A 21,943-nucleotide genomic window follows, 5' to 3' on the forward strand; every position below is an offset into this window, starting at 1 on the left:
TAACTGAAAGCTAAAAATGCTTAATCCGGCTCCTTTATTAATTGGGTTGCCGGATTAAGCATTTTCAGTTTAGTATAATTAGGTTTATAAGTTTAGGTTATTACCGTTGTTTGCTCTGTTTTTATTTATATAAGTGATCGCCGCTTGATGTTTAATCAATTTAGCAAGGTATATTATTAACGCTGGTTAAATTTCTTTTTTGAATTTTCAAGCAGGCTTTTATTGTATTTCTCTAATAGTTCAATGTATTTATCCCGCCAGTATGAATCCTCCATTTCATCTGCATGATAATCAGGAGCGTGGGTGTAACCTTGGTTTTTAATATTGTCAAATTCTCCCTCAGTAAATAAATGAGGAAATTCAACAGAAAAATCATGCTTTAGGCAAAGGCCTATTTTGTATATGATTTTCGGTTTTAGGTATTTTTGATTAAACCAGTAATAAACTGAACGTCTGTTAACATTAGTAAATCGTGCGATTTCGCTTATGCTGCAGCCTTTGCGCCTAACCACTTTCTCTACTATTTCACCATGGTGCAAATCCATAAGTTTTATAAAATGAGTTTTGAACTACTTAATAGCAATCGTAATTTTAATTAAGTTCTATAATAAAAAATAAGAAGCAAGTTAATAATACGTCTTTAGAAGTTAACTTGCAACATTTAAACAAATTTGATCTACGTTTACCTTTACTGTTAAAACGCAGTTCAATTGTTCTATGGTCATCAATATGGTTTTGCCCATAATTTGAGTAACTACGCCTTGGTAGTTATACAATAATCCATCCTTTATTTTAACCTTGTTGCCAATGTTTAAATTTTGGATGCTCATTAACTCAACTTCTGAGTAATTGTTAACTATTGATTTTATTCGGTCAATTTCCTCGTCGTTTAGTACTACAGGTTTTCCGCAATAGGAAACGAAATTTACCACTCCGGGAACCTGCTTTACTTTAAGCTGTTCACCGGCATTTGCCCTGACAAAAACGTATGATGGAAATAATGGAGTCTCTATCATTTTGTTTCGGTCGGCCCATTTTTTTAATGATTTAATCACCGGACAAAAGGAGGTGATATGATTGTCATTTAAAGTTCTGTCTATTTTTTTCTCAAATCTGGATCTTGTGTACACAACCATCCAATTTGCAGGTGTAGGTTTAATTATAACAGCGTTTTTCATTATAGTGCATTTTTATTTGTTTGATAATTAGGTAGATGATCAAACTAAATGTTCTTCAATTCAAGTGCAATATTTTCATAAAAATCGCCATTTAGTTTAATAATTCGCATGGTCCCTCATAATTTGTTTTCAAACTGTGAAAAAAGTGTGGTGTAAAAAATACACATGTTTTAAAGATGTGTTTAAACAGCTATCGGCGGTTGCCGGCAGCGCATTTTAACCCGGGAACCCCAAAATCAATAAAAAAATTAATAATTAGTTACGCGAAAAAGTCAATTAACTAATAGTTGTTAGAAAAGGAAGCTTATTTTCTTTTTTCGTTAAGTTGATATGTGGAGTTGCCTGGGATTGGGGGTTTGTTCGGAAACTGGTTTTTACCTGTTTAATGAAGGAGATTTCCTTACGTAAATGATGGTTGGTTTGTTACATGAATGTGAATAATATCACACTTTTGTACATTTCACAACAATCGGCAGTTTTGTTGATGAAAAGTAAATTATATGGCTAATTTTGTATCAATGTGTTAAATAAAATTCATGTTTAATTAAACATTGATAATGAATTAATAAGCTGACACAGTGGTTTTTAATTGAAAATAGCTCATTGTAAGCGAAATGGCGAAGCTATACTCAATTATTAATTAATGTCTCTAACCAATCCGATAGTTACTGCAGCCACCGTACCCAAGTTAATTTAATTAGATATACAGAATACCGATGTATGCATCTTGGACGGCTGCAACGTGAATTAACTTTAGACGAATTGGGCTCTGGCATTACTTAGTTTAATAATAACCGGGGTTTTTAACCCTCTCGCTGATAACTTAATCAAATGAATAAGCCAAACGCATCGAGCAAAAAGATATTAGTTATAGGCATCAACTTTTCTCCAGAATTGACGGGTATTGGAAAATATACCGGAGATATGGTTGAATGGTTTGTTGATAATAATTATGAATGTACTGTAATAACATCTTTTCCTTACTATCCATTTTGGAAGGTGCAACCGCCATATACCAATAAATTTTATAAACGTGAAGTACTCAAAGATGGTAAGCTTATTGTATACAGGTGCCCGTTATATGTACCTGAAAAACCTGGAGGTTTGAAGCGACTTATTCACGAAGCTACCTTTTTTCTGTCGGCTTATTTTGTGCTTATATCCTTGTTATTTAAGTCTAAGAATGATTATATATTTTGTATAGCTCCGCCTTTTCATTTAGGCTTTTTAGGCTTGTTTTACCGGTTTTTTAAACGGGGCGAAATCATTTATCACATTCAGGACCTGCAAATTGAGGCTGCGCGCGATTTGAACATGCTCAAATCGAAAAGAGCATTTAAAATTTTGTTTGCGATGGAGAAATTTATCATGCACAAGGTAGATTTCGTAAGCTCAATTTCAAAAGGCATGCTTAAAAAGATCAGTGTTAAAACTAACCGGGAGATCACCTTTTTTCCCAACTGGGTTGATACTGACACTTGTTACCCAATAGCTAATTCTGCCGAATTGAAATCGATGTGGAATTTTGATGCGGATGACAAAGTAGTACTATATTCTGGCAGTATTGGCGAGAAGCAAGGAATTGAAGCTATTTTAGATGTAGCTGAACAGCTTAAACAGGTAAGTTTCATAAAATTTGTTATTTGCGGCACCGGGCCGCACAAGGATAAACTCATCCAGCGGGCTAAGCAGCAGCAACTTGATAACGTAAGTTTCTTTCCGCTGCAGGAGCGTCATCTGTTTAACAGCTTTTTGAATATGGCCGATGTGCATCTTGTTTTGCAGAAAAAGAGTGCCGCTGACCTGGTTATGCCATCAAAACTGACCACCATTTTGGCTGTAGGCGGTCTGGCGCTGGTAACAGCAGAGCAGGGCACCACTTTGTATGAAGTTATAAAAGATAACAACATGGGGGTTGTAATCCCGCCAGAAGATATTGATCAACTAAAGGCAGCCATATTTAACTGCTGTACATCTGATAATACTGAAATTAAGCTAAATGCCCGCGACTATGCTGAAAATCATCTTAATATCAGCAAAGTGATTAAAAGGATGATGTCAAATATGCAGAAAACGGTATATCCCGAACCGAAAGGAATTACATATTTAAGATTGGACAGGGACGCGGATTAGAATTAAAATTAGTTACACAGTATCTTCAATGTGAAAGCGGGACGCGGGGCCTGATAATAAAATTTCGGGCTGGGAGTAAAGAAAATTAGATGATGAATATTCATACACGGTAACATTATTCAATAAAACCGTGACATTTTCATCCTTTTTTTCAAAGGATTTAACCTCGCCCAAAAAGGTAAGGTCGGTGTTGAGATCGGTGATATATATTTTTCTTGTAACGGGCTCACTCATAGTTTAATTATTGGCGCAAAGAAAATAAAATTTTATGGCAATCTTTTTTCAGATAGAAAGAAAAATGATTGTTTTTTAATGCTATGTGATCGTTTTAATTGGTATGAAAATCTGAAACAGGTAGCTAAATACTTGTTCAATAATAAATAATATAAAACCTAACCTTAACCTGTGTGAAATTAATATTTATTGACGATGAACCAATTCAGCATTTCATAATTCAACGAATGATTGAAACCTACCTATCATATCAGCCAGTAACTCAATATTATTTCGATGCAACAAAAGTTCTGGAGTTTTTAATTAAAAACAAAAGTAACAGCGATGAATTGCCCGATATGATATTTGTTGATATTAATATGGCTATTATGAGTGGTTCCTCATTTCTTCATAAATATAATAAACTAAGATCCGGTTTAGCAAGGAAAATAGATGTTTATATTATGTCATCGTCAATTGATCCGATGGACCTGGCCCTGGCAAAAAAATACGATTTTGTTTTAGATTATATTATAAAACCCTTGACAAAGGTTACGCTCAAAAAAATATTAGAGCCTGCGTAAGGATCAGCACAAAGCCTCGGCGCTCAGGCAGGCAACATTTTCGATATAGATTTTACTCTTACTTTTTGTTAAGGTTGTCTCCGCTAAGCTAAACAGCGGTGTTGATGAAGTGTAATCATAAACTTCAATATCGTACAGGGTAGCAATAATATTATCATTTGCTTCCTTATATGATTTCAGGAAGCCCTCAAAGGTCAGATTTTGTTCTAAGTCAGTTAAATAAATTTTCTTTTTAGGGGATAAAGTCATTGCAAATACGCTTGAGTAAAGAATAAAAAGTATTTATTGTGTATACGGTGCTCCCCGGATAATGTTGCAACAATTATTTAATCATTTATTGTTACTGTATTAACTATCCATATGCTGTTCACAGCTTGAGCTGTGCTAACTCTTCACAAGCGCCCGGAGATAAACCCGTGGCCCGTCTTTTTTAGGAAATAATTAAATCGATCATGATGAAAAATCAATTATTAACAACATTTTTAATTTTAATGGCATTGCTGACGTCATGCGCCAGCTATAAGGAGAATAGCTACTTTCAGGGACTTGAGAGGAACCCGGAGATGGCTTATAAGATCACCAATTTTTCTCCGCCGACGATACAACCTGGTGATATTTTATCATTAAGCGTTAAAAGCCTAAACTCAGACGGCTCAGCTATCTTCAATAGTGGAGCTGTAACTATGGCTAAGGGTAAAGACGGTAGCAGCAGTGCCGCATCGTCGGCAAATGACGGGTACCTGGTAAATAAGGACGGTGAAATTCAGTTGCCTTTGGTACACGGTGTAAAAGTAGGTCAGCTTTCGCTTGAAGACGCGGCCGCTCTCATAAAAGGTAAAATTTTACCGTATCTTAAAGAGCCTGAAGTATCACTGGCTTTCACCAATTTTAAAGTTTCGGTATTGGGCGATGTAGCCCATCCAGATGTGATTACAGTTGATGGCGAAAGATTTTCAATTACCGACGCGCTTAGCAAAGCCGGCGATCTTACCGCTACCGCCAATCGCAAAAATGTTTTATTGGTTAGGGAAGTTGACGGCAAACGGAAATATATAAATATCGACCTCACTTCGCCAAGGCTATTTGAATCGCCATATTATTATCTCAAAAGCAACGATTTGATTTACGTTGAAGCCGGTAAAGCAAAATTTGCAACCCAAAGCACATTTGTTAAAGTACTCCCAATTGTGATTTCCATAGCATCATTGATCTTGATCGCTATACAAGTAAGTAAATAACTGCAAAAAATATACATATACCTTCAAATATTATGGACGCTTCTAATTCAAATGATGCCGGATCGGCTAAAATCAGTAATTTTTTTAACCGGTTATTGTTTCATTGGCCTTTATTCCTGATCTTTTTTGTTATATGTTTTTGCCTTGCTGTGTTTTATTTAAAATATAAAAGGCCTGTTTATCAGATTTTTGGCAAGGTGATGGTTAAGGATCAGCAAAAGGAAGCCAATAAAGCGGCCCTGGAAGCTATCAATTTAACTGAAAACCAAACCGGCATAGATGAGCAAATGAGCCTCATGAGTTCAATTCCCGTTACAAGACAGGTGGTTGAAGACCTGCAGTTATGGGTTACATATCTTCAGAAAACGCCGTATTATTCTTACAGGGATATTTACTCTGATACTCCGGTTCAGTTTAAATTAATAAGCCGCGGAAAAGGCTCATTGAATTCGACATTTGATATTGTAATTGAAAGCGATAGCACATACCTGATAAAACAGCCTAACGGCAAATTGATCAGGTTTGCGTTCCAAAGTAACCTTACCAATAGCTTTGGTACCTGGAGGCTTGATAAAACAGCCGACTTTAAACAGTACATCGGCAAAACGGTACGTATAAAATTACGCGAAATAGATGATGTAGTTGGCTATTACCAAGGCGCCATTCATGAATCGCCAATAGCCAAGAGTTCGGTTGTTGTTTTCAGACTGGATGATGAAGTGCCCGAAAGAGGGCGTGAAATTATTGATGACCTGATAAGGGTTTATATGGCAGCTTCAGTTGAGCAAAAACGCAGATCGACCCAAAATACCATTAAGTTTGTTGAAGAGCGTTTAGGATCGATCACCAGCGAGCTAAATAATGTAGAAAGTAAATACCAGGGTTATAAAAGCGCGCGCGGAATTACCGAATTAGCCGATCAGTCATCGGTATACGTAGGTAATGCCCAAACAAACGAAAAGCAAGTTAACGATCTGAAAATTCAGCTTAGTGTGCTTGATGGTATCGAGCGTTATTTGAACTCCAACGATGGTAAAGGTACAATGCCTTCAATTATCGGATTTTCTGATGCTACCCTGCAATCATTAACAGACAGGCTTACTGATTTGCAGATGGAGAAAACAAAGTTGCTAACCACCTTACCTGAAAATAACCCCTTGTTTAATCCGATAAATCAGCAAATAAACGCTACGAGAGTTTCCCTGCGTGAAAACTTAAAAACCACCAGGGCTTCATTAGTAGCTACCCTGCAAAGTTTGCAAAATGTTGGCACAGGCTTTAAATCAAACATTCGCGCGTTGCCCGGCGCCGAGCGGGATTTGAGCGACATAAAACGTATGCAGGGTATTAAAGAAAATCTTTACATCTATCTGCTGCAGAAAAAAGAAGAACTCAGCCTGGATTACGCCTCAACAATTTCTGATGCGGTGGTAATTGAACAAGCTCATGTTGGGGGGCCGCCAACACCTATACCGGGTTCTGTTTATGCTACAGCATTGATATTAGGCCTTGTATTCCCGGTTGGTATGGTATATGGTCGTACCGCGTTAAAAAACAAGGTATCAAGTAAAGGCTCAGTAATTTCGGCCACCGGGTTGCCAGTTTTGCTTGAAATTGTACAATCTGAAACTGATGAGCCAATAGTTGTACTTAATCAAAAAACCTTTATCGGCGAACAGTTCCGCGATCTCCGGACCAAATTGGCTTATCTGCATAAAAACAATAACAACCCCGGCAAAACCACCATTTTTACATCAAGCATGCAGGGCGAGGGTAAGAGTTTTGTATTGAGTAACCTCGGAACTGTATTAGCGATAGCCGGGAAAAAAACGGTACTTCTTGAATTGGATTTAAGAAAACCAACGCTTGCGAAACGATTTAATTTAAATCCATCGGCAGCAGGTGTAACAGATTTTATTATTGGTAATGCCTCGCAGGCCCAGATCGTACAGCGTTCAAGCATCTCTGAGGATTTGGACATCATTTGCGGCGGCGCAATACCTCCTAATCCTTCGGAGTTGCTTGAAAGCATACAATTGGTAGAACTGATAACCAATCTGAAATTAAAGTACGATCATATCCTTATTGATACGCCGCCGGTTCACATTTTGGCCGATGCCATGATCATTGCCCATATGTGTGATCTTTGCTTATACGTGATCCGCCAGGATTATACCCCTAACCAGGAACTGGAGTTTATTAGGGAAATAAAAGCAGAAAACAAGCTGCCACGCATGAAACTGATCTTTAATGCGGTAAAAAGTGAACAAAGTGCCAATAGCTATATCTACCAGAAAAACAGCTATATAAAAGAGCCCACAAAGAGCGTGAAAAACCGGATGAAAAAATTTGCGAGCCGGTTTTAATTGTCACTTACCATCTATTTATAATAACAACTCTTTTTAAATATGCAATTGATACTTCAATTTCATAAACCATCGCCTGCTATATGAAAAGTTTAACAAGCGAGGTTGTTGCCGATAATAAATTTGCTAAATGGCAGCAATGGACTAAGCTTATCGCCGTTACGTTCTCGGCTCAGGCAATTATACAATTACTGGGATTAGTAACCGGGATATTGATAGTGAGGCTGCTACCCACAACCGAATACGCGTTTTATACACTGGCCAATACAATGCTCGGCACAATGACAGTATTGGCCGACGGCGGAATTTCATCAGGAGTGATGGCGCAAGGGGGCAAGGTTTGGCAAGATCGCCAGAAACTGGGAACCGTAATAGCCAGCGGACTTAAGCTCCGTAAGATATTTGGCATGTTTAGCTTGCTGATCTCTTTACCAATCCTGTTTTACCTGCTTATCCGTAACGGTGCTTCGCCTATTGCTTCGGGTTTAATTGTGTTGGCGATCATTCCATCATTTTTTGCAGCCTTGAGTGATACATTGCTCGAAACCGCGTCGAAACTTCACCAGGGAATAAACAAACTCCAAAAAAATCAGCTATCTGCGGGGCTTGGCCGTTTTGTGCTGATGGTAGGATCGCTTTTGGTTTTTCCGTTTACCTATATAGCTATACTGGGCAACGGTATACCCCGTATGTGGGCCAATATCCGGCTACGTAAAATCTCGGCCGAATATGCAGACCCAGAACAAAAGTCAGATCCTGCTGTAGAAAAGGAGATACTTGCCATTGTAAAGCGGTCGTTGCCCGGCGCCATTTACTTTTGCGTATCCGGGCAGATCACTATTTGGTTAATCTCGGTTTTTGGCAATACACAATCTATAGCGCACGTAGGGGCATTAAGCCGTTTGACTACGGTATTAACTGTATTTACTACTTTATTCAGCACATTGGTAGTACCGCGCTTTGCCCGCCTGCCCGAGAAAAAGAATTTGCTGGTGCAACGCTTTATACAAATAGAAGCGGCGCTTTTTGTTATCAGCTTTATAATTATAGCGATAGTGATGCTATTCCCGGCACAGGTACTCTGGATATTGGGTAAAGGTTATTCCAACCTTAATACTGAGATCTTATTACTCACCATATCAAGCTGCCTTACTATGCTGGCAGGCGTTACTTACTCGGTATTGGTTTCGCGCGGATGGATTATAAAGCCGGTCATTAACTTATCGGTGAACATATTATTCCAGCTAATCCTGGTAGTTACTATGGACCTTTCAAAAACTACCAATGTGTTGATGTTTTCCATAGTCGATTTTTTGCTTGCTTTTGTAATCTTAATTATATACTTCATTTACAGGGTGTCTAAATTACCCAAACAATCCATTTCATGAAACAGAGATACCCTGCGATGCTGAGGCATAAACTTAGCAATGTTAGTATATCGCTCCGGAAAAAGTACTATAAGTTTTTAGGCATGCAGATTAACAATGGGGTAGTATTAGGCAAAATAAAATGTAAATGGCCAGACAAGATCAGCGTTGGAACCGAAAGTGTAATTGAAGATGACGTTGTTTTTAAAACCCCACAGCCATTTGCCGAAACCAATTTTGTGAAAATTGGAGAGCGTGTATTTATTGGCCATGGATGCGATTTTAACATAACCTTAGGACTGACAATAGGCGATGATTGTCTGATAGCCGCCAATACCACATTTGTTGATGCCGGTCGCGAAATGAAGCGCGATTTACCCATCAATCAGCAACCTGTGATACACAAACCAATAATTTTAAAGAACGATGTATGGATTGGGGCGCATAGTATTATCCTTCAGGGGGTAACTATTGGAGAGGGTAGTATTGTGGGTGCAGGTTCTTTGGTTAACAAATCAATTCCCGATTACCAGATATGGGCCGGTACACCCGCCCGCTTTATAAAAAACAGATAAAACACCTATGCAATCAGTTATTTGTACCCTTTTTGAAGGACATTACCACCTCGGTGTCGCGGCATTTGTCAATTCACTTTATAAACATGGCTTTAAAGGTGATATCTATGCCGGTTATTTAGGCGAGTTGCCTCCCTGGGCCAAAACGACAGATTCATCTCTTTTCGGCGATCTGCAATTAGCAACTTATAAGGTTAATGAGGAGATAAACATCCACTTTGTTAAACTAAAAACCAGCTACCACTTAGCCAATTATAAACCTGATTTTTTGAAGTGGCTTTTTGAAGGCCCTGCACAGCAAGTGGACAATATCTTTTATTTCGACCCGGATATCATTTTAGATTACAGCTGGGATTTTTACGAAGAATGGGTGTCTTTTGGTGTTACAGTTTGTGAGGATGTGAATTCGCCACTTCCTCCAAACCATCCCCGTAAAATGGCCTGGAAAAAGTATTTCGGGCAGTTTAACATTGATCTTGACCTGAGCCGAGATGTTTATGTAAACTCTGGGTTTATAGGTGTCAATAAAAAAGATATCGGTTTAGTTGATACCTGGATAATGATCCAGGAAAAAATTGGCCCCGTAATAGGCGGATTAAGCCGGGCGCCATTCCCTGGCGAAGCCAATCTTGCAAAAGAGCACGCGGGCGACTATGCGCCTTTCAGTAAAACTGATCAGGATGCTTTGAACATAGCCATTGCAGCGTGGAGCGGAGTTGTGAGCTTTGTAGGTAAAGAGGGTATGGGTCTGCAAGGAGGTGCCACACTAATGCTTCATGCTTTAGGAAATCCCAAACCATGGAAAATTAAATTTTTGAAACAATCATTTTTGGGAATCAGCCCGAGAAGCGTTGATAAGAAATACTGGAAATGTGTTGATCATCCGATTTCAATATTCAACAATAATTATGTTCAGCGGAAAAGCCTCGTTGTAAATATGGGTGCGTTTATAGGCAGATTTTATACGAGAAACTAAACCTGCAGCCTTTTATACTATTCTACCGGTTATATGAAAATTTTACTTGTTTGCGCTTCGCTGGAGCCTGGTCTTGATGGGGTAGGAGATTACGTAAGAAGGTTAGCAGCGGAGTTTTGTAAAACTGGTCATGGCGTTATGCTGGTGGCGTTAAATGACAGGTATATAAACGAGTTAACTGAAGATAGCACCAACAATTTCGGAATAACAAGGCTCCCGAAATCAATGCCTGAGCAGGAACGCTATAAAGCTTTTCAAACCGTATTAGATGACTTTAATCCTGATTGGCTGAGCTTACAATACGTTTGCTATTCTTTCGAAAAAAGGGGCATAACCTTTAACCTGGTAAAGCAACTCAAAAAGGTTAAGATCAAGGCCAAGATCCACATCATGTTTCACGAGATATGGATAGGAGAATCAAACGAAAGTACCTGGAAAGATAAAATAACAGGCTTTTTACAACGGTGGGCAGTATCGGCATTAATTAAAACATTAAAGCCCGCCGGTATTTCAACATCAAACTCGTTTTACAAAAACTGCCTTGCAAAAGCGGGTATCCAAGCCAATAAGATCCCAATATTCAGTAATATGCCTGTTGGCAATCCAACCGGCAAAAAAATATATGAGCAGTTGCCTGCCGAAGTTCAAAGTAGCCGTTCGGCATACGTTTTGGCCACCTTCTTTGGTGGGTTTCACTATCGCGATCAGCTTGATTCAAAACTTATCCGCTTAGCACAGCATGTTAACCAGGAAATGAAAAAGAAGCTGGTGATCACTCATGTAGGTAAAAGCTCCGGTATCGAAGAACAGTTTGAACGGTTAGCACAAACTACCAAAATCCCGATGAAGGTATTAGGTACATGGGATGCTCAGGATATTGCCGATTATTTCAGTTTATGCGATGTAAGCCTCGCCAATCATCCCCTGGTACTATTTGAAAAAAGCGGAAGTATTGCCGCGGCCCTTTACAATAAATGCCCGGTTATAGTTTTAAGAGATAACATTGCTGCCGATGATCAAAAAACTGCCGAGGTCGAGCAAGTGGAAAGGATTGATAACATTGAAAAATTTATAAATCAGGAAACCGGTTTTTCTGAAAAATACAACCCGGAAAGTGTAGCAGGGCAGTACCTGACAATGTTTAAAGCAAGCTGATAATCATAGCGATATAATAGTCCGTGTTTACCAAGCAATAAAACCAATATGCTTAAGCCTTTAAAAATTTTATTTATAACCCATAAATTTTATCCTGATCTGGGTGGTACGGAAGCTAACGCCGAATTTTTAGCGGGGGCGTTTCACGATAAGGGTGCAATTGTACACCTGCTCACCTGGACAAAAGACTCTGGAACAAAAGAATTTCCTTACAGAATTGTTCGCAACCCGGGCTTGTTGCAGATAATAAGTGAGCATGCCTGGGCTGATGTGGTTTTTGAAAATAGCCCGGTTTTACGCTTGTCATGGCCTGCCGCGTTTTTCAACAAACGGTTGGTAGTGGTTTTAAATACCTGGCTTAGTAATGAAGATGGCTCCAAATCAATGCAGGCACGGCTCAAATATGCATGGCTTAAAAAGGCTACCAAAGTGATCACAGTAAGTGATGCGCTCCGGAAAAAATGCTGGCCGGCAGCTACAGTAGTAGAAAACGCCTACAACGACAAACTTTTTGTAAGGACTAACGCAGAAGCCCAGCGGACTAAACGCTTTGTCTTTTTAGGAAGGGTAGTATCTGACAAAGGGGCCGACATGGCAATCGAGGCTATCAGTAAATTAAAACAGGAGCATGCAAATCAACTCCTCGGCGATATTTCATTGACCGTTATAGGAGAAGGGAAAGATCTTGCCAAACTGAGACAATATGTGAAAGATCTGGAAATTGAAGATCTGGTAACGTTTGAAGGAAGTTTAACCGGCGAAAGATTGGTGGCATCTTTAAATCAACATAACTATTTGTTGGTACCATCACGGTGGGAAGAACCCTTTGGCATAGTAGCATTAGAAGGTCTTGCTTGTGGTTGTATCCCCGTAGTTTCTGATGGTGGCGGTCTGCCTGATGCGGTTGGCGATGCAGGTATAGTTTTTAAGAGGGGGGATATTGATGATATGGTAAACTCAATCACCAATGTATTAACAGATACATCTTTACAACAACGCCTTAAAGCAGCAGCAAATAAGCATTTACAGGAGCATAGCAGCGAAGTAGTTGCTCAACAGTACTTTGATATTATAGAAGCATCGGTGAATTAAAAACATGAAAGTAATATATACATCGCCTAACAGTAGTCACCACTATCGTTATGCACGCATGCTTCATGAGGCTGGCGTGCTGCACAAGTTTGTAAGTGGGTTTTCAAGATTGAGCCCCCGGGCGGCGCTTGACGAATTAGGTGACGAGTTGGTTCGTAAAGACTTTCTTCAAACAGTCTATCTGGTTAGCTTAAGATCTAAGATTCCTGTTTCTGTTAGCCGGCAGATAGCTTACCTGGCTAAAATTGAACAAGACAATGCCTGCAAGCGTTATCTTGATGGAGCCGATATCTTCATGTACTACAATGGGAGCGGGTTAAACACCAGCAAAGCGGCCAAGAAAAAAGGTAAGATAGTTATAGTGGAAGCCGTAAACAGTCACGTGCAATACCAGGAAGATTTAATGAAAGAAGAATATGAATCATTAGGGCTGCCCTGGGTTCCGTTTTATGCTAAAGAAAAGGCAAGGCGCTTAGCCGAATACCAACTGGCCGATTACATATTACTTCCGTCAAATTTTGTGAAAAGGAGCTTTATTCAAGCTGGTTTCCCCGAAAAAATGTTGTTGAGGGTGCCTTACGGCTTTAGTCAGTTAACTTCTGATATTATAGAAAATGCTGAAAACGAGCAAAGGGAATTTGTGGTTTTATACGTCGGCAGCATTTCGGTACGTAAGGGCTTGAGATATTTGATTAAAGCTTTTGAACAGCTTGATCACCCGCATAAAAAATTGATGATAGTAGGCCCGGAAAATAACCCCAACGGTTTAAATGATATAGTAATACCGGAAGGTGTGGTTTTTACCGGCATATTAAAAGGCGAGCAGCTTAATGCCGCATATAGAGGCGCGAGCGTTTTTTGCCTGCCATCTATCGAAGAAGGTCTCGCCTTGGTATTAGGCGAAGCCTTATCATTTGGTGTGCCAATAATCGCTACAGACAATACAGGTGCAGACGATATTATTACTAATGGCGAAGAGGGATTTATAGTGCCGATAAGAGATAGCAACAGCATTCGTGAAAAACTGCAATTGCTTGCTGATGACAAGGATGCTTATAACGCTATGAAAGAAAAAGCGGTTAAAAAAGCCGGCAGCCTTAAAGGTTGGGACGAAACCGGGCGTTTGTTGGTAGCATCACTTAATGATGTATTTACCGCCAGGGTTTAAAGAAAATATACATGAACAAAGCTCAGGAGAGATTAAGGATACGCTGTAAGCAACTACTATATGTTATAGTGTTAGTGCTTATTTTTGAGGGAGTTGTCCGCAAATTGGTGCCGGCAGCAGGCATGCTTATTTTCTTCCTAAAGGACATTTTATGCATTATTGGTTTGGTATTGATTAAAAATGCAAAACTATCCGGCTTGACCATCAGGTTGGTGCAAAAATGGAAAGTAATGCTGATGGTGTTTGCTCCGCTGGTTTTGTTCACCCTCTTTCACGATGCTCTTTTAAGCATTTTTGGATTAAAGCAATACCTGCTGTTCCCGATTGTGGGGGTCCTGATGCCTTTCGCTTTTCCGGCCGATAAAATTGAAGAGTTTAAACAGTTTGTGCTGATCATTACTCTATCCTTAGTTCCTACATCGGTAGTTGCTATCATACAAAACTCGTTGCCGGCTACTCACTGGTTAAACATGAGCGTTGAAGGGACTTCATTGGAAGGTTTTTCTGCTGCTGGTCGCCTTAGGGTTAGTTCAACGTTTTCATTTACAGGACAATATTCCTGGTTTCTGAATTTTGTGTGTACGTTTTTAACGCTTTGTTTCTTTTGGCCTAATAAAACTAAAGAGAAAAGCGGGTTTAAAAAAATGGCTTTATTGGTGGCTGCAAGCATCGCATTGATCATTGGTATATTTATAACAGGTGGGCGTACCGCTGTATTGGGTTGCGGTTTTTGCTTTGTCGGCGGGCTGGCCTTTTCGGCGGTAAAAGCGCCCGGAAAAATAATAACAAGAGCACTGGTTGGCATTGTAGCGTTTGCGGTTTTATTAGGGGGGATACGTGCTGTTAAACCCGAATTTTTTGCCGCGTATGATGAACGCTCAAGCGACCACGGTGATGGTTCGCAAACCAACGAGATCTCGGGCAGGGTACAGGATGGCTTTTTAAATTGGACAAACTGGGTATTTGAACAGGACATTGTTGCTGTGCTGTTTGGTAACGGCCTCGGTGTAATGAGCAACGGATCAGAAAGGATAAGCTATTACGCTAACGACCTGAAATCAAAAGGATTTAGTACAGAAAGCGATCTTGATACAACCATTTATGAGGGCGGATTGTACCTTGCCATAAGCTGGTATGCGTTTAGAATTGGCCTTATTTTCTTCGCCCTTAATCTTTGGCAAAAGATGAAGAGTAAAGAACTAAGTATAGTTGTTTCATTTTTATTGGCCTACATCATCATGACTGCCTCGTTTGGGGTTGTAGCCAGAAACCCACCACTCAACATTTGGTTATGGCTGGCTATAGGCAGCGTGGTAATCATCAAAAACTACGACGAGCAGCAACAAAAAGAACTAAAGGTGTCAAAGCCGGAACCAGAATCGGTTTTCGCGATATAGATATTCTCATTATAATCTTATGTCAAACAATAATTTTCGGGTAGCCATAGTTGTATCCCACCCAATCCAACATTTTTGTCCGCAGTATATAAGCTTTACAAAAATGAAGGATGTTGAAGTAAAGCTGTTTTTTGCCTCGATGCTGGGCTATAAAAAATATGTCGACAAAAATTTCGGGCAGGAAATATCCTGGAACAACCTCCGGTTAGACGAATTTGATCATGAATTTTTGAATGGCGAACAGGTACTGCCATCAACAAAAGAGCTTGATGCCCCATCAATAACCGAGGAACTGGATAATTACAATCCTGACGCTATCATAACTTACGGGCATTTTCAAAAAGTGCAGCGCAGGGCGCACAAATGGGCGAAAGCCAATAATGTGCCTATCGTGTACATTACCGATTCTGAAAACCGTCAGCGCCGTAAATGGTATAAACTTTTGGCCAAATTCTTTTTGCTAAGGCAATATTACAACAAGGTGAACTACTTTTTTACCGTTGGCGATGCGAATGAAGCCTATTTCAAACTTTACGGTGTACCCGAAAAGAAATTTATCAGGATGCATTACCCAATTGATGTTGATGTATACGCCGATGCTTACCAAAACAAAGCTGCCTTACGTAGTCAAATTCGCGAGCAATACGGCATCCCCAAAGAAGATTTTGTGATAGCTGTAGTAGGTAAGCTGGTAACCTGGAAAAACCAGGAACACCTGATAGATCTTTTGATCGATCTGGAGAGTAAAGGTCAAAAAGCGCACGCGTTCATCCTCGGCTCTGGTAAAACCCTTGATGGTTTAAAGCAAAAAGCCGAACAATTAAAGGTTAACAAAGCTCATTTCACAGGCTTTGTTGATCCGTTAAGCCTGCCTGCATATTACGCTGCCATTGATGCCTACGTACACCCAGCCAGCATCGAACCGCACTCTTTAGCTATAAGCGAAGCCATTTACATGGGATGCCCTGTAATTTTGAGTAGCACCTGTGGCAGCTACGGCGATACCGATGACGTTCAGGTAAACAAGAACGGTTATGTGTATAACTTTGGTGATATCCAGGAACTTTCTGAGAAAGTTATAAAGCTGATCAACGATCAGCAGTTACGCCAGCAATTCAGCGATCATTCACGCAAGATCTCCCTGAAATTTCAGCAGCGCGCACACCGCGATTCCATGCTTGATTTGATAAACAAGGTTAATAAAAGCAAACGCAAAGCTGTATCTGTTTAAATTATGCGCATCGTTTTCTTCACGCATCCTTCGTTTTTAGGTTCGCAGAGTATGCCCCGGTTTGCCAACATGCTTACTAACGGCATGCAGCAACGTGGGCATGAAACCGAAGTTTGGACACCCGAGGCTTTCTTGTATAATCTCGGCGTACCAAAGAGCCTAAAGAAATGGCTCGGCTATATTGATCAATACATTCTGTTCCCGGGCCAGGTTCGTAAACGATTAAAAGCTTATCCAGCGGAAACACTGTTCGTATTTACAGATCACGCTCTTGGCCCATGGATCCCGTTAGTAGCTAAACGACCACATGTAATTCATTGCCACGATTTTTTAGCGCAGCAATCCGCATTAGGGATGATTGCCGAAAACAAAACAGGAAATAGCGGTAAAAAATATCAGCGATATATCCGCAGTGGGTATAGTAAAGGCAAAAACTTTATTTCGGTTTCAGTTAAAACACAAACTGATCTGCACCAGATGCTGGGTTCAAAGCCTGCAGTGTCAGAAGTGGTATATAACGGTTTAAACCAGGATTTTACTTCTTCTGAAGTAAGCCTTGTGAGGATGCAGTTAAGCAAGGAAACAAATATTGATCTCAGCGGCGGCTATATATTGCACATCGGAGGTAATCAGTGGTATAAAAACCGCGTGGGAGTAATCCAAATTTACAATGCCTGGCGGGCTAAAAACGATAGCAAGTTGCCGCTAATGATGTTAGGTGTGACGCCTAATCCAAAAATTATGGCGGAATATGACCAGTCGCCATATAAAAATGATATCCACTTGCTTTCGGGCAAAAGCGACCTTTTTGTAAGAAATGCTTACGCTGGTGCATCTGTGCTTTTGTTCCCTTCGCTTGCCGAAGGTTTTGGCTGGCCCATTGCCGAGGCGATGGCTTCAGGATGCCCGGTTATCACAACCGGTGAAGCACCCATGACGGAAGTAGGAGGAGACGCGGCATTTTATATCCCTCGTCAGCCTCAAAACGCAGCTGATCTAAATGAATGGTTGCAAACCGCAAGTAACCTGCTAAATACTGTTTTAACGTCATCGGCACAACAACGTACCGAGATCATTAGCAAGGGTTTCATAAACGTAGGCCGCTTTGATACCGATGTCACTTTAAATGAAATTGAAAAGATATACCAACAAATAGTAGCCAGCTAAAACTAATTCAAACGCAATTACATTGATATGGAAAGAAATACCGATACCCTGTATATTTTACGTTTTATAGCCGCGATAATGGTGGTTTGGTATCACTTTGGCAGCCCTACATTTTTTTCTTACAATGGCGGCGAGGCGGTTAACTTTTTCTTCTTTATTTCCGGCTTTGTCATGATTGTTGCCAATGCGAGGTATTTCAAAAGCGAAAACACCGAGTTTGCGAGGAAAGAATTTTATGTAAAGCGCTTTGCACGTATTTATCCTTTATACTTTTTAGCGTTGCTGGCACAGGCTATTTTTCATTATTGCATTAAAACTATTGATACCCCTACAGTAAAATACAGGTTAATATTTGAGGTTTTAGGTATTGAACGCTGGCTATACGTTGGCGCGTTTAACGCCCCGGGCTGGACAATATCATGCGAATTTTTTTTCTACCTTTTCTTCCCGTTCCTTATCGTCTACATGCGCAAAAATGAGAAAAGGTTCAAAACAGTGGCCTGGGCATATTTCATTTTTACTTATTGCCTAACGCTGGTTTTATCATATTTAACTGAACTTCATTTGCCTACCATTCCTAAATTGGTTGTTACTGGACTGCGCCTTAATCCTGTATTCCTGATCTCAATTTTTATGTTGGGGATGTTATGCGGTAAGGTATTTCTTGACAGAAAGGCACGTTTTTTCAGGAATCAAATAAACTCTTTAATAACGGTGGTACTGTGTATCGCAATCGTATTCCTGGTTAAGTTTTACGTACCGGGCTATTATGTACTTGCCAACGGTTTGCTGTCGCCGGTTTATTTTGTGATGATATTGGCCATCACCAGCTTTAAGAAAAAAGATACGACCTTCTTTAGCGCAAAACCATTAATTTTTTTAGGTGACATCAGTTACAGTATCTATATTTTTCAGGCTCCCTTCATGAATTACTTTAAAATGTTTGTGATGCCCATAGGTACATGGCCGGCCTTAATAGTTGCCACACTTGCACTCATAGCGTTTTGCAGCGTTTTGTATTTTACTGTTGAAATGCCTTGCAAAAACCTGATCCTGAATTTTTTTAACAGAAAGCGGGCGCCTAAAGAGCCGGACTTTGCTGTATTATAATTCTATCAAATATTCTTTAAATCGGTTATAGCTGATTGAAAAATGGAAACTACTATTTACCCTATGCAAACGGATCTTTCAAAATTTACTATTGGCGATTATAAAAACGGCAATAAATTAAAAGTAACCGTTTGGTATTTTATCAACTACTTCATCTTTAACAGCGCGTTTCCCTGGCCTTATAAAATGAAAGTGGCTTTACTTCGTTTGTTTGGTTCAAAGGTGGGCAATGGTGTTGTTATCAAAACAAAAGTTAAAATTAAAAACCCCTGGCGATTAACCATTGGCGATCATACCTGGATAGGCGAATCGGTTTGGATAGACAACCTGGAAGATGTGAGCATCGGGAAAAACGTTTGTATTTCGCAGGATGCCATGCTGCTTACCGGTAACCATGACTACACGAAAGCAGATTTTCCATATCGCTTGGGTAAGATCACGCTTCATGATGGTACATGGATTGGCGCAAAAAGCGTAGTATGCCCCGGAGTGGTTTGCCGCAGTCATTCTATTTTAACTGTTAACTCTGTTGCCACTAAAGACCTTGAGCAATGGAGTATCTACTCAGGAAACCCGGCATCTTTTGTAAGGGCGAGAAAAGGCATTACCGATTAATACAGTTTCAGCAAAGATGAGTGAAAAGATCAACTTAGTTTGCCTGCCATTTGCCGGTGGAAACAAGTATTCTTACAGGCCATTATTTGCCGAAAGTTCGGCGATATTCGATGCTACTACTCTTGAATACCCGGGCAGGGGAACGCGGATTTTTGAAGAGCTTACGGCAGATATCGATACGCTGGTTAACGATTTGTTTAACCAACTGAAACCGATACTAAGCAAAGGTAATTATGCCATATATGGTCATAGCCTGGGTGGTTTGCTGGCCTATTTACTTGCGGTGAAAATCCGTGAGTATAACTACGAGTTGCCTAAACATATCTTTATTACCGGCGCTTCAGGCCCGTCGGCAGTATCGCGTCAAACAAAAAAATTTCATTTATATCCTCATAAAGAATTTATTGATGAGGTGATCATATTAGGCGGCATGCCCGACGAGATTTTGCAGGACAATGCCATGCTGGAATTTCTTGAACCAATTCTGCGTAATGATTTTAAGGTGAGCGAAACCTATATCCACAAAGCTGCCGAACCACTGAATATCCCTTTTACGGTTATTACGGGTACAGACGAAGATCTTAAAGCCGACGAAGTTTTGCTGTGGCAAAATGAAAGTATTCCTGCGGTTGACTTTATACAGTTGGAAGGTGATCATTTTTTTATCATGCAGCATAGGGCTTTTATTATCAATGCTATCGCTGAAAAGCTGATTAAACAATTAGAAACATTTTAGTCATGAACGAGGAACAATTATATCTGAAACCCAATGTGGTAATGGAGCCACTGGTAGACAAATGGTATGCCTGGAGTCACCTGATCTCTCCGGCAACAGCCGCCATGAATATAGTTGGAAGGCACTTGGCCATTATCGAATCGTATTTAATGGCCCCGGCCATCCATGCCAATGCTGTGCTCAATCCTAAAATGAAAGGTGGCCCCTTCATGGATTTCGGTGGGGGAAGAATTGAGGAGGTGACTGAATTGCAAGACCAATCGCTTGAAAAACAGAATAAAGTTATTGAGTTTGCCAAAGCGATAAAAACATTAGACAGGCTATTGGATGCTGAAGCAACAGGCTATGGTCTGGAAGATTTGTACACAAAAGTTCCCGATATTTTAAGAGGTTACGTTGAGTTGTATTATGATCGTAATAACAACCCCGGTTTCCGGTTTTTTGAATCATTGCTGTACCAAAGCGAGTTTTATAACAAAAGCTCGCAAAGCCTGGCCATGTGGATCACCAATAACGATGAGCGCCCGTTTTGCCTGAGTACACCACGCCTTAACGAACCGGATGTTTTAAGTTTGAACGTACCGTTTGACCATGCTTGCATTGATGCTTTGGCCGAAATGAAACGCACAGCCAATAGCTACGCGGCTATTAAAGAAATCTGCGGCATCACGCCGGAGCAAGAGCCATTGTTTAAAACGTTTTTTACAGAAACTCCGCCGCCGCCCTACGAAAAATATACCGGCGACAAGATCAGGATGCGCTATTTTGGCCATGCCTGTATCCTGGTTGAAACTAAGGATATCAGTATTTTGGTCGACCCTCTGATTAGTTATTATGGTTATAGCTCGGATGTTCAGCATTTTTCGGATGTTGACCTGCCGGATACTATCGATTATGTACTGATCACCCACAATCACCAGGATCATATCCTGTTTGAAACCCTGTTGCCTTTAAGACATAAAATCAAAAACCTGATAGTTCCCCGTACATCAAGCGGTAAACTGGAAGATCCAGATCTGAAGTTGATGTTCAATAACATAGGCTTTAACAATGTTATGGATATCAGCGAAATGCAAACCATTCATTTTAACGATGCCATTATCACCGGTTTGCCTTTTATAGGAGAGCATAGCGATATGAACATCCTTACCAAAGCTTGCTACCTGGTAAAAATAGGCGATTTTAAACTGCTCTTCCTGGCCGATTCAAGAATTGTGGAACCTCGTTTATATGAGCTGGTTCACAAATTTATTGGCAATGTAGATGTGCTTTTTATTGGTATGGAATGCGATGGCGCGCCTTTAACATGGCTGTACGGTCCGCTGCTTACCAAGAAACTGGCAAGGGATATGGATGGCAGCAGGCGCCTTGCCGGCTCCGATTGTGATAAAGGAATGGCGCTTATAGACATTTTTCAACCTAAAGAGGCTTATGTGTACGCCATGGGTCAGGAGCCATGGGTTGAGTTTATCAGCAGTATCAAATACACCGACGAATCAAACCCGATTGTACAATCAGATAAGCTGGTAAAGCTATGTACAGACCGGGGGATAATTGCCGAACGCCTTTACGGCGAAAAGGAGCTATTGTACAATAAGCAGGTTGATAGCCTTATAGCGCAATAATCATTCGGCTTTAAGCA

The 21,943-nt window shown here is 40.2% G+C and carries 21 protein-coding genes; 17 read left to right on the top strand and 4 right to left on the bottom strand.

Annotated elements, in window-relative coordinates:
• Positions 1–176 precede the first annotated feature (176 nt).
• Together EAH55_RS13000 and EAH55_RS13005 are read right to left on the bottom strand one after the other, a co-directional pair.
• Positions 177–545 (bottom strand): hypothetical protein, encoded by a 369-nt coding sequence (locus tag EAH55_RS13000; protein WP_121809974.1) that lies wholly within the window; start codon positions 543–545, stop codon positions 177–179.
• A gap of 102 nt (positions 546–647) precedes the next feature.
• Complete coding sequence (locus EAH55_RS13005; protein ID WP_121809975.1) at positions 648–1,178, bottom strand: UpxY family transcription antiterminator; 531 nt, start codon at positions 1,176–1,178, stop codon at positions 648–650.
• An 831-nt stretch (positions 1,179–2,009) separates the two neighbouring features.
• On the opposite strand from EAH55_RS13005, the gene EAH55_RS13010 reads away from it, so the two are divergent.
• Entirely contained in the window at positions 2,010–3,311 is a 1,302-nt protein-coding gene (locus tag EAH55_RS13010; protein ID WP_121809976.1) for a WcaI family glycosyltransferase, read from the top strand.
• Between the two features lie 12 nt (positions 3,312–3,323).
• Here the strand turns inward: EAH55_RS13010 and EAH55_RS13015 are convergent, their stop codons facing one another.
• Complete coding sequence (locus EAH55_RS13015; protein ID WP_121809977.1) at positions 3,324–3,545, bottom strand: hypothetical protein; 222 nt, start codon at positions 3,543–3,545, stop codon at positions 3,324–3,326.
• A 173-nt stretch (positions 3,546–3,718) separates the two neighbouring features.
• On the opposite strand from EAH55_RS13015, the gene EAH55_RS13020 reads away from it, so the two are divergent.
• Positions 3,719–4,108, top strand: coding sequence for a response regulator (locus tag EAH55_RS13020; protein WP_162996854.1), 390 nt, complete (start codon positions 3,719–3,721; stop codon positions 4,106–4,108).
• A 3-nt stretch (positions 4,109–4,111) separates the two neighbouring features.
• Here EAH55_RS13020 and EAH55_RS13025 read toward each other — a convergent pair whose 3' ends face one another.
• The gene (locus EAH55_RS13025) at positions 4,112–4,357 is read right to left on the bottom strand and encodes a hypothetical protein (protein WP_121809979.1); all 246 of its coding nucleotides are present in this window, start codon (positions 4,355–4,357) and stop codon (positions 4,112–4,114) included.
• A 242-nt stretch (positions 4,358–4,599) separates the two neighbouring features.
• Between EAH55_RS13025 and EAH55_RS13030 the strand changes: the two genes are divergently transcribed.
• The 15 genes from EAH55_RS13030 (at position 4,600) to EAH55_RS13100 (ending at position 21,926) form a co-directional block, all read left to right on the top strand.
• Positions 4,600–5,346, top strand: a complete 747-nt coding sequence (locus EAH55_RS13030) for a polysaccharide biosynthesis/export family protein (RefSeq protein WP_244228166.1) — start codon at positions 4,600–4,602, stop codon at positions 5,344–5,346.
• 32 nt (positions 5,347–5,378) lie between these two features.
• Complete coding sequence (locus EAH55_RS13035) at positions 5,379–7,712, top strand: GumC family protein (RefSeq protein WP_121809981.1); 2,334 nt, start codon at positions 5,379–5,381, stop codon at positions 7,710–7,712.
• A gap of 83 nt (positions 7,713–7,795) precedes the next feature.
• A complete protein-coding gene (locus EAH55_RS13040) occupies positions 7,796–9,100 on the top strand; it encodes an MATE family efflux transporter (protein ID WP_121809982.1) in 1,305 nt (434 codons plus the stop codon).
• Positions 9,097–9,654 (top strand): acyltransferase, encoded by a 558-nt coding sequence (locus EAH55_RS13045; RefSeq protein ID WP_167468585.1) that lies wholly within the window; start codon positions 9,097–9,099, stop codon positions 9,652–9,654. Before EAH55_RS13040 ends, EAH55_RS13045 begins: the two co-directional genes overlap by 4 nt.
• A gap of 7 nt (positions 9,655–9,661) precedes the next feature.
• On the top strand, positions 9,662–10,630 hold the full coding sequence (locus tag EAH55_RS13050) for a hypothetical protein (protein ID WP_121809983.1): 969 nt from the start codon (positions 9,662–9,664) through the stop codon (positions 10,628–10,630).
• A gap of 33 nt (positions 10,631–10,663) precedes the next feature.
• Positions 10,664–11,785: a glycosyltransferase family protein gene (locus tag EAH55_RS13055; RefSeq protein ID WP_121809984.1), complete on the top strand. Its 1,122-nt coding sequence runs from the start codon at positions 10,664–10,666 to the stop codon at positions 11,783–11,785.
• A gap of 48 nt (positions 11,786–11,833) precedes the next feature.
• Positions 11,834–12,877: a glycosyltransferase family 4 protein gene (locus tag EAH55_RS13060; RefSeq protein WP_121809985.1), complete on the top strand. Its 1,044-nt coding sequence runs from the start codon at positions 11,834–11,836 to the stop codon at positions 12,875–12,877.
• 4 nt (positions 12,878–12,881) lie between these two features.
• A complete protein-coding gene (locus tag EAH55_RS13065; RefSeq protein ID WP_121809986.1) occupies positions 12,882–14,045 on the top strand; it encodes a glycosyltransferase family 4 protein in 1,164 nt (387 codons plus the stop codon).
• A gap of 11 nt (positions 14,046–14,056) precedes the next feature.
• Complete coding sequence (locus tag EAH55_RS13070; protein ID WP_121809987.1) at positions 14,057–15,442, top strand: hypothetical protein; 1,386 nt, start codon at positions 14,057–14,059, stop codon at positions 15,440–15,442.
• A gap of 103 nt (positions 15,443–15,545) precedes the next feature.
• Positions 15,546–16,673: a glycosyltransferase family 4 protein gene (locus EAH55_RS13075; protein ID WP_162996855.1), complete on the top strand. Its 1,128-nt coding sequence runs from the start codon at positions 15,546–15,548 to the stop codon at positions 16,671–16,673.
• Positions 16,674–16,676: 3 nt separating this feature from the next.
• Positions 16,677–17,840, top strand: a complete 1,164-nt coding sequence (locus EAH55_RS13080) for a glycosyltransferase (RefSeq protein ID WP_121809989.1) — start codon at positions 16,677–16,679, stop codon at positions 17,838–17,840.
• A gap of 27 nt (positions 17,841–17,867) precedes the next feature.
• Positions 17,868–18,950, top strand: a complete 1,083-nt coding sequence (locus EAH55_RS13085) for an acyltransferase family protein (RefSeq protein ID WP_121809990.1) — start codon at positions 17,868–17,870, stop codon at positions 18,948–18,950.
• A 42-nt stretch (positions 18,951–18,992) separates the two neighbouring features.
• Entirely contained in the window at positions 18,993–19,565 is a 573-nt protein-coding gene (locus EAH55_RS13090) for a WcaF family extracellular polysaccharide biosynthesis acetyltransferase (protein WP_244228167.1), read from the top strand.
• A gap of 16 nt (positions 19,566–19,581) precedes the next feature.
• Complete coding sequence (locus EAH55_RS13095) at positions 19,582–20,301, top strand: thioesterase II family protein (RefSeq protein WP_121809991.1); 720 nt, start codon at positions 19,582–19,584, stop codon at positions 20,299–20,301.
• Positions 20,302–20,303: 2 nt separating this feature from the next.
• On the top strand, positions 20,304–21,926 hold the full coding sequence (locus EAH55_RS13100; protein WP_121809992.1) for an MBL fold metallo-hydrolase: 1,623 nt from the start codon (positions 20,304–20,306) through the stop codon (positions 21,924–21,926).
• Positions 21,927–21,943: the final 17 nt, after the last annotated feature.

The sequence above is a fragment of the Mucilaginibacter kameinonensis genome (assembly GCF_003675385.1).
Classification (GTDB): Bacteria; Bacteroidota; Bacteroidia; order Sphingobacteriales; family Sphingobacteriaceae; genus Mucilaginibacter; species Mucilaginibacter kameinonensis.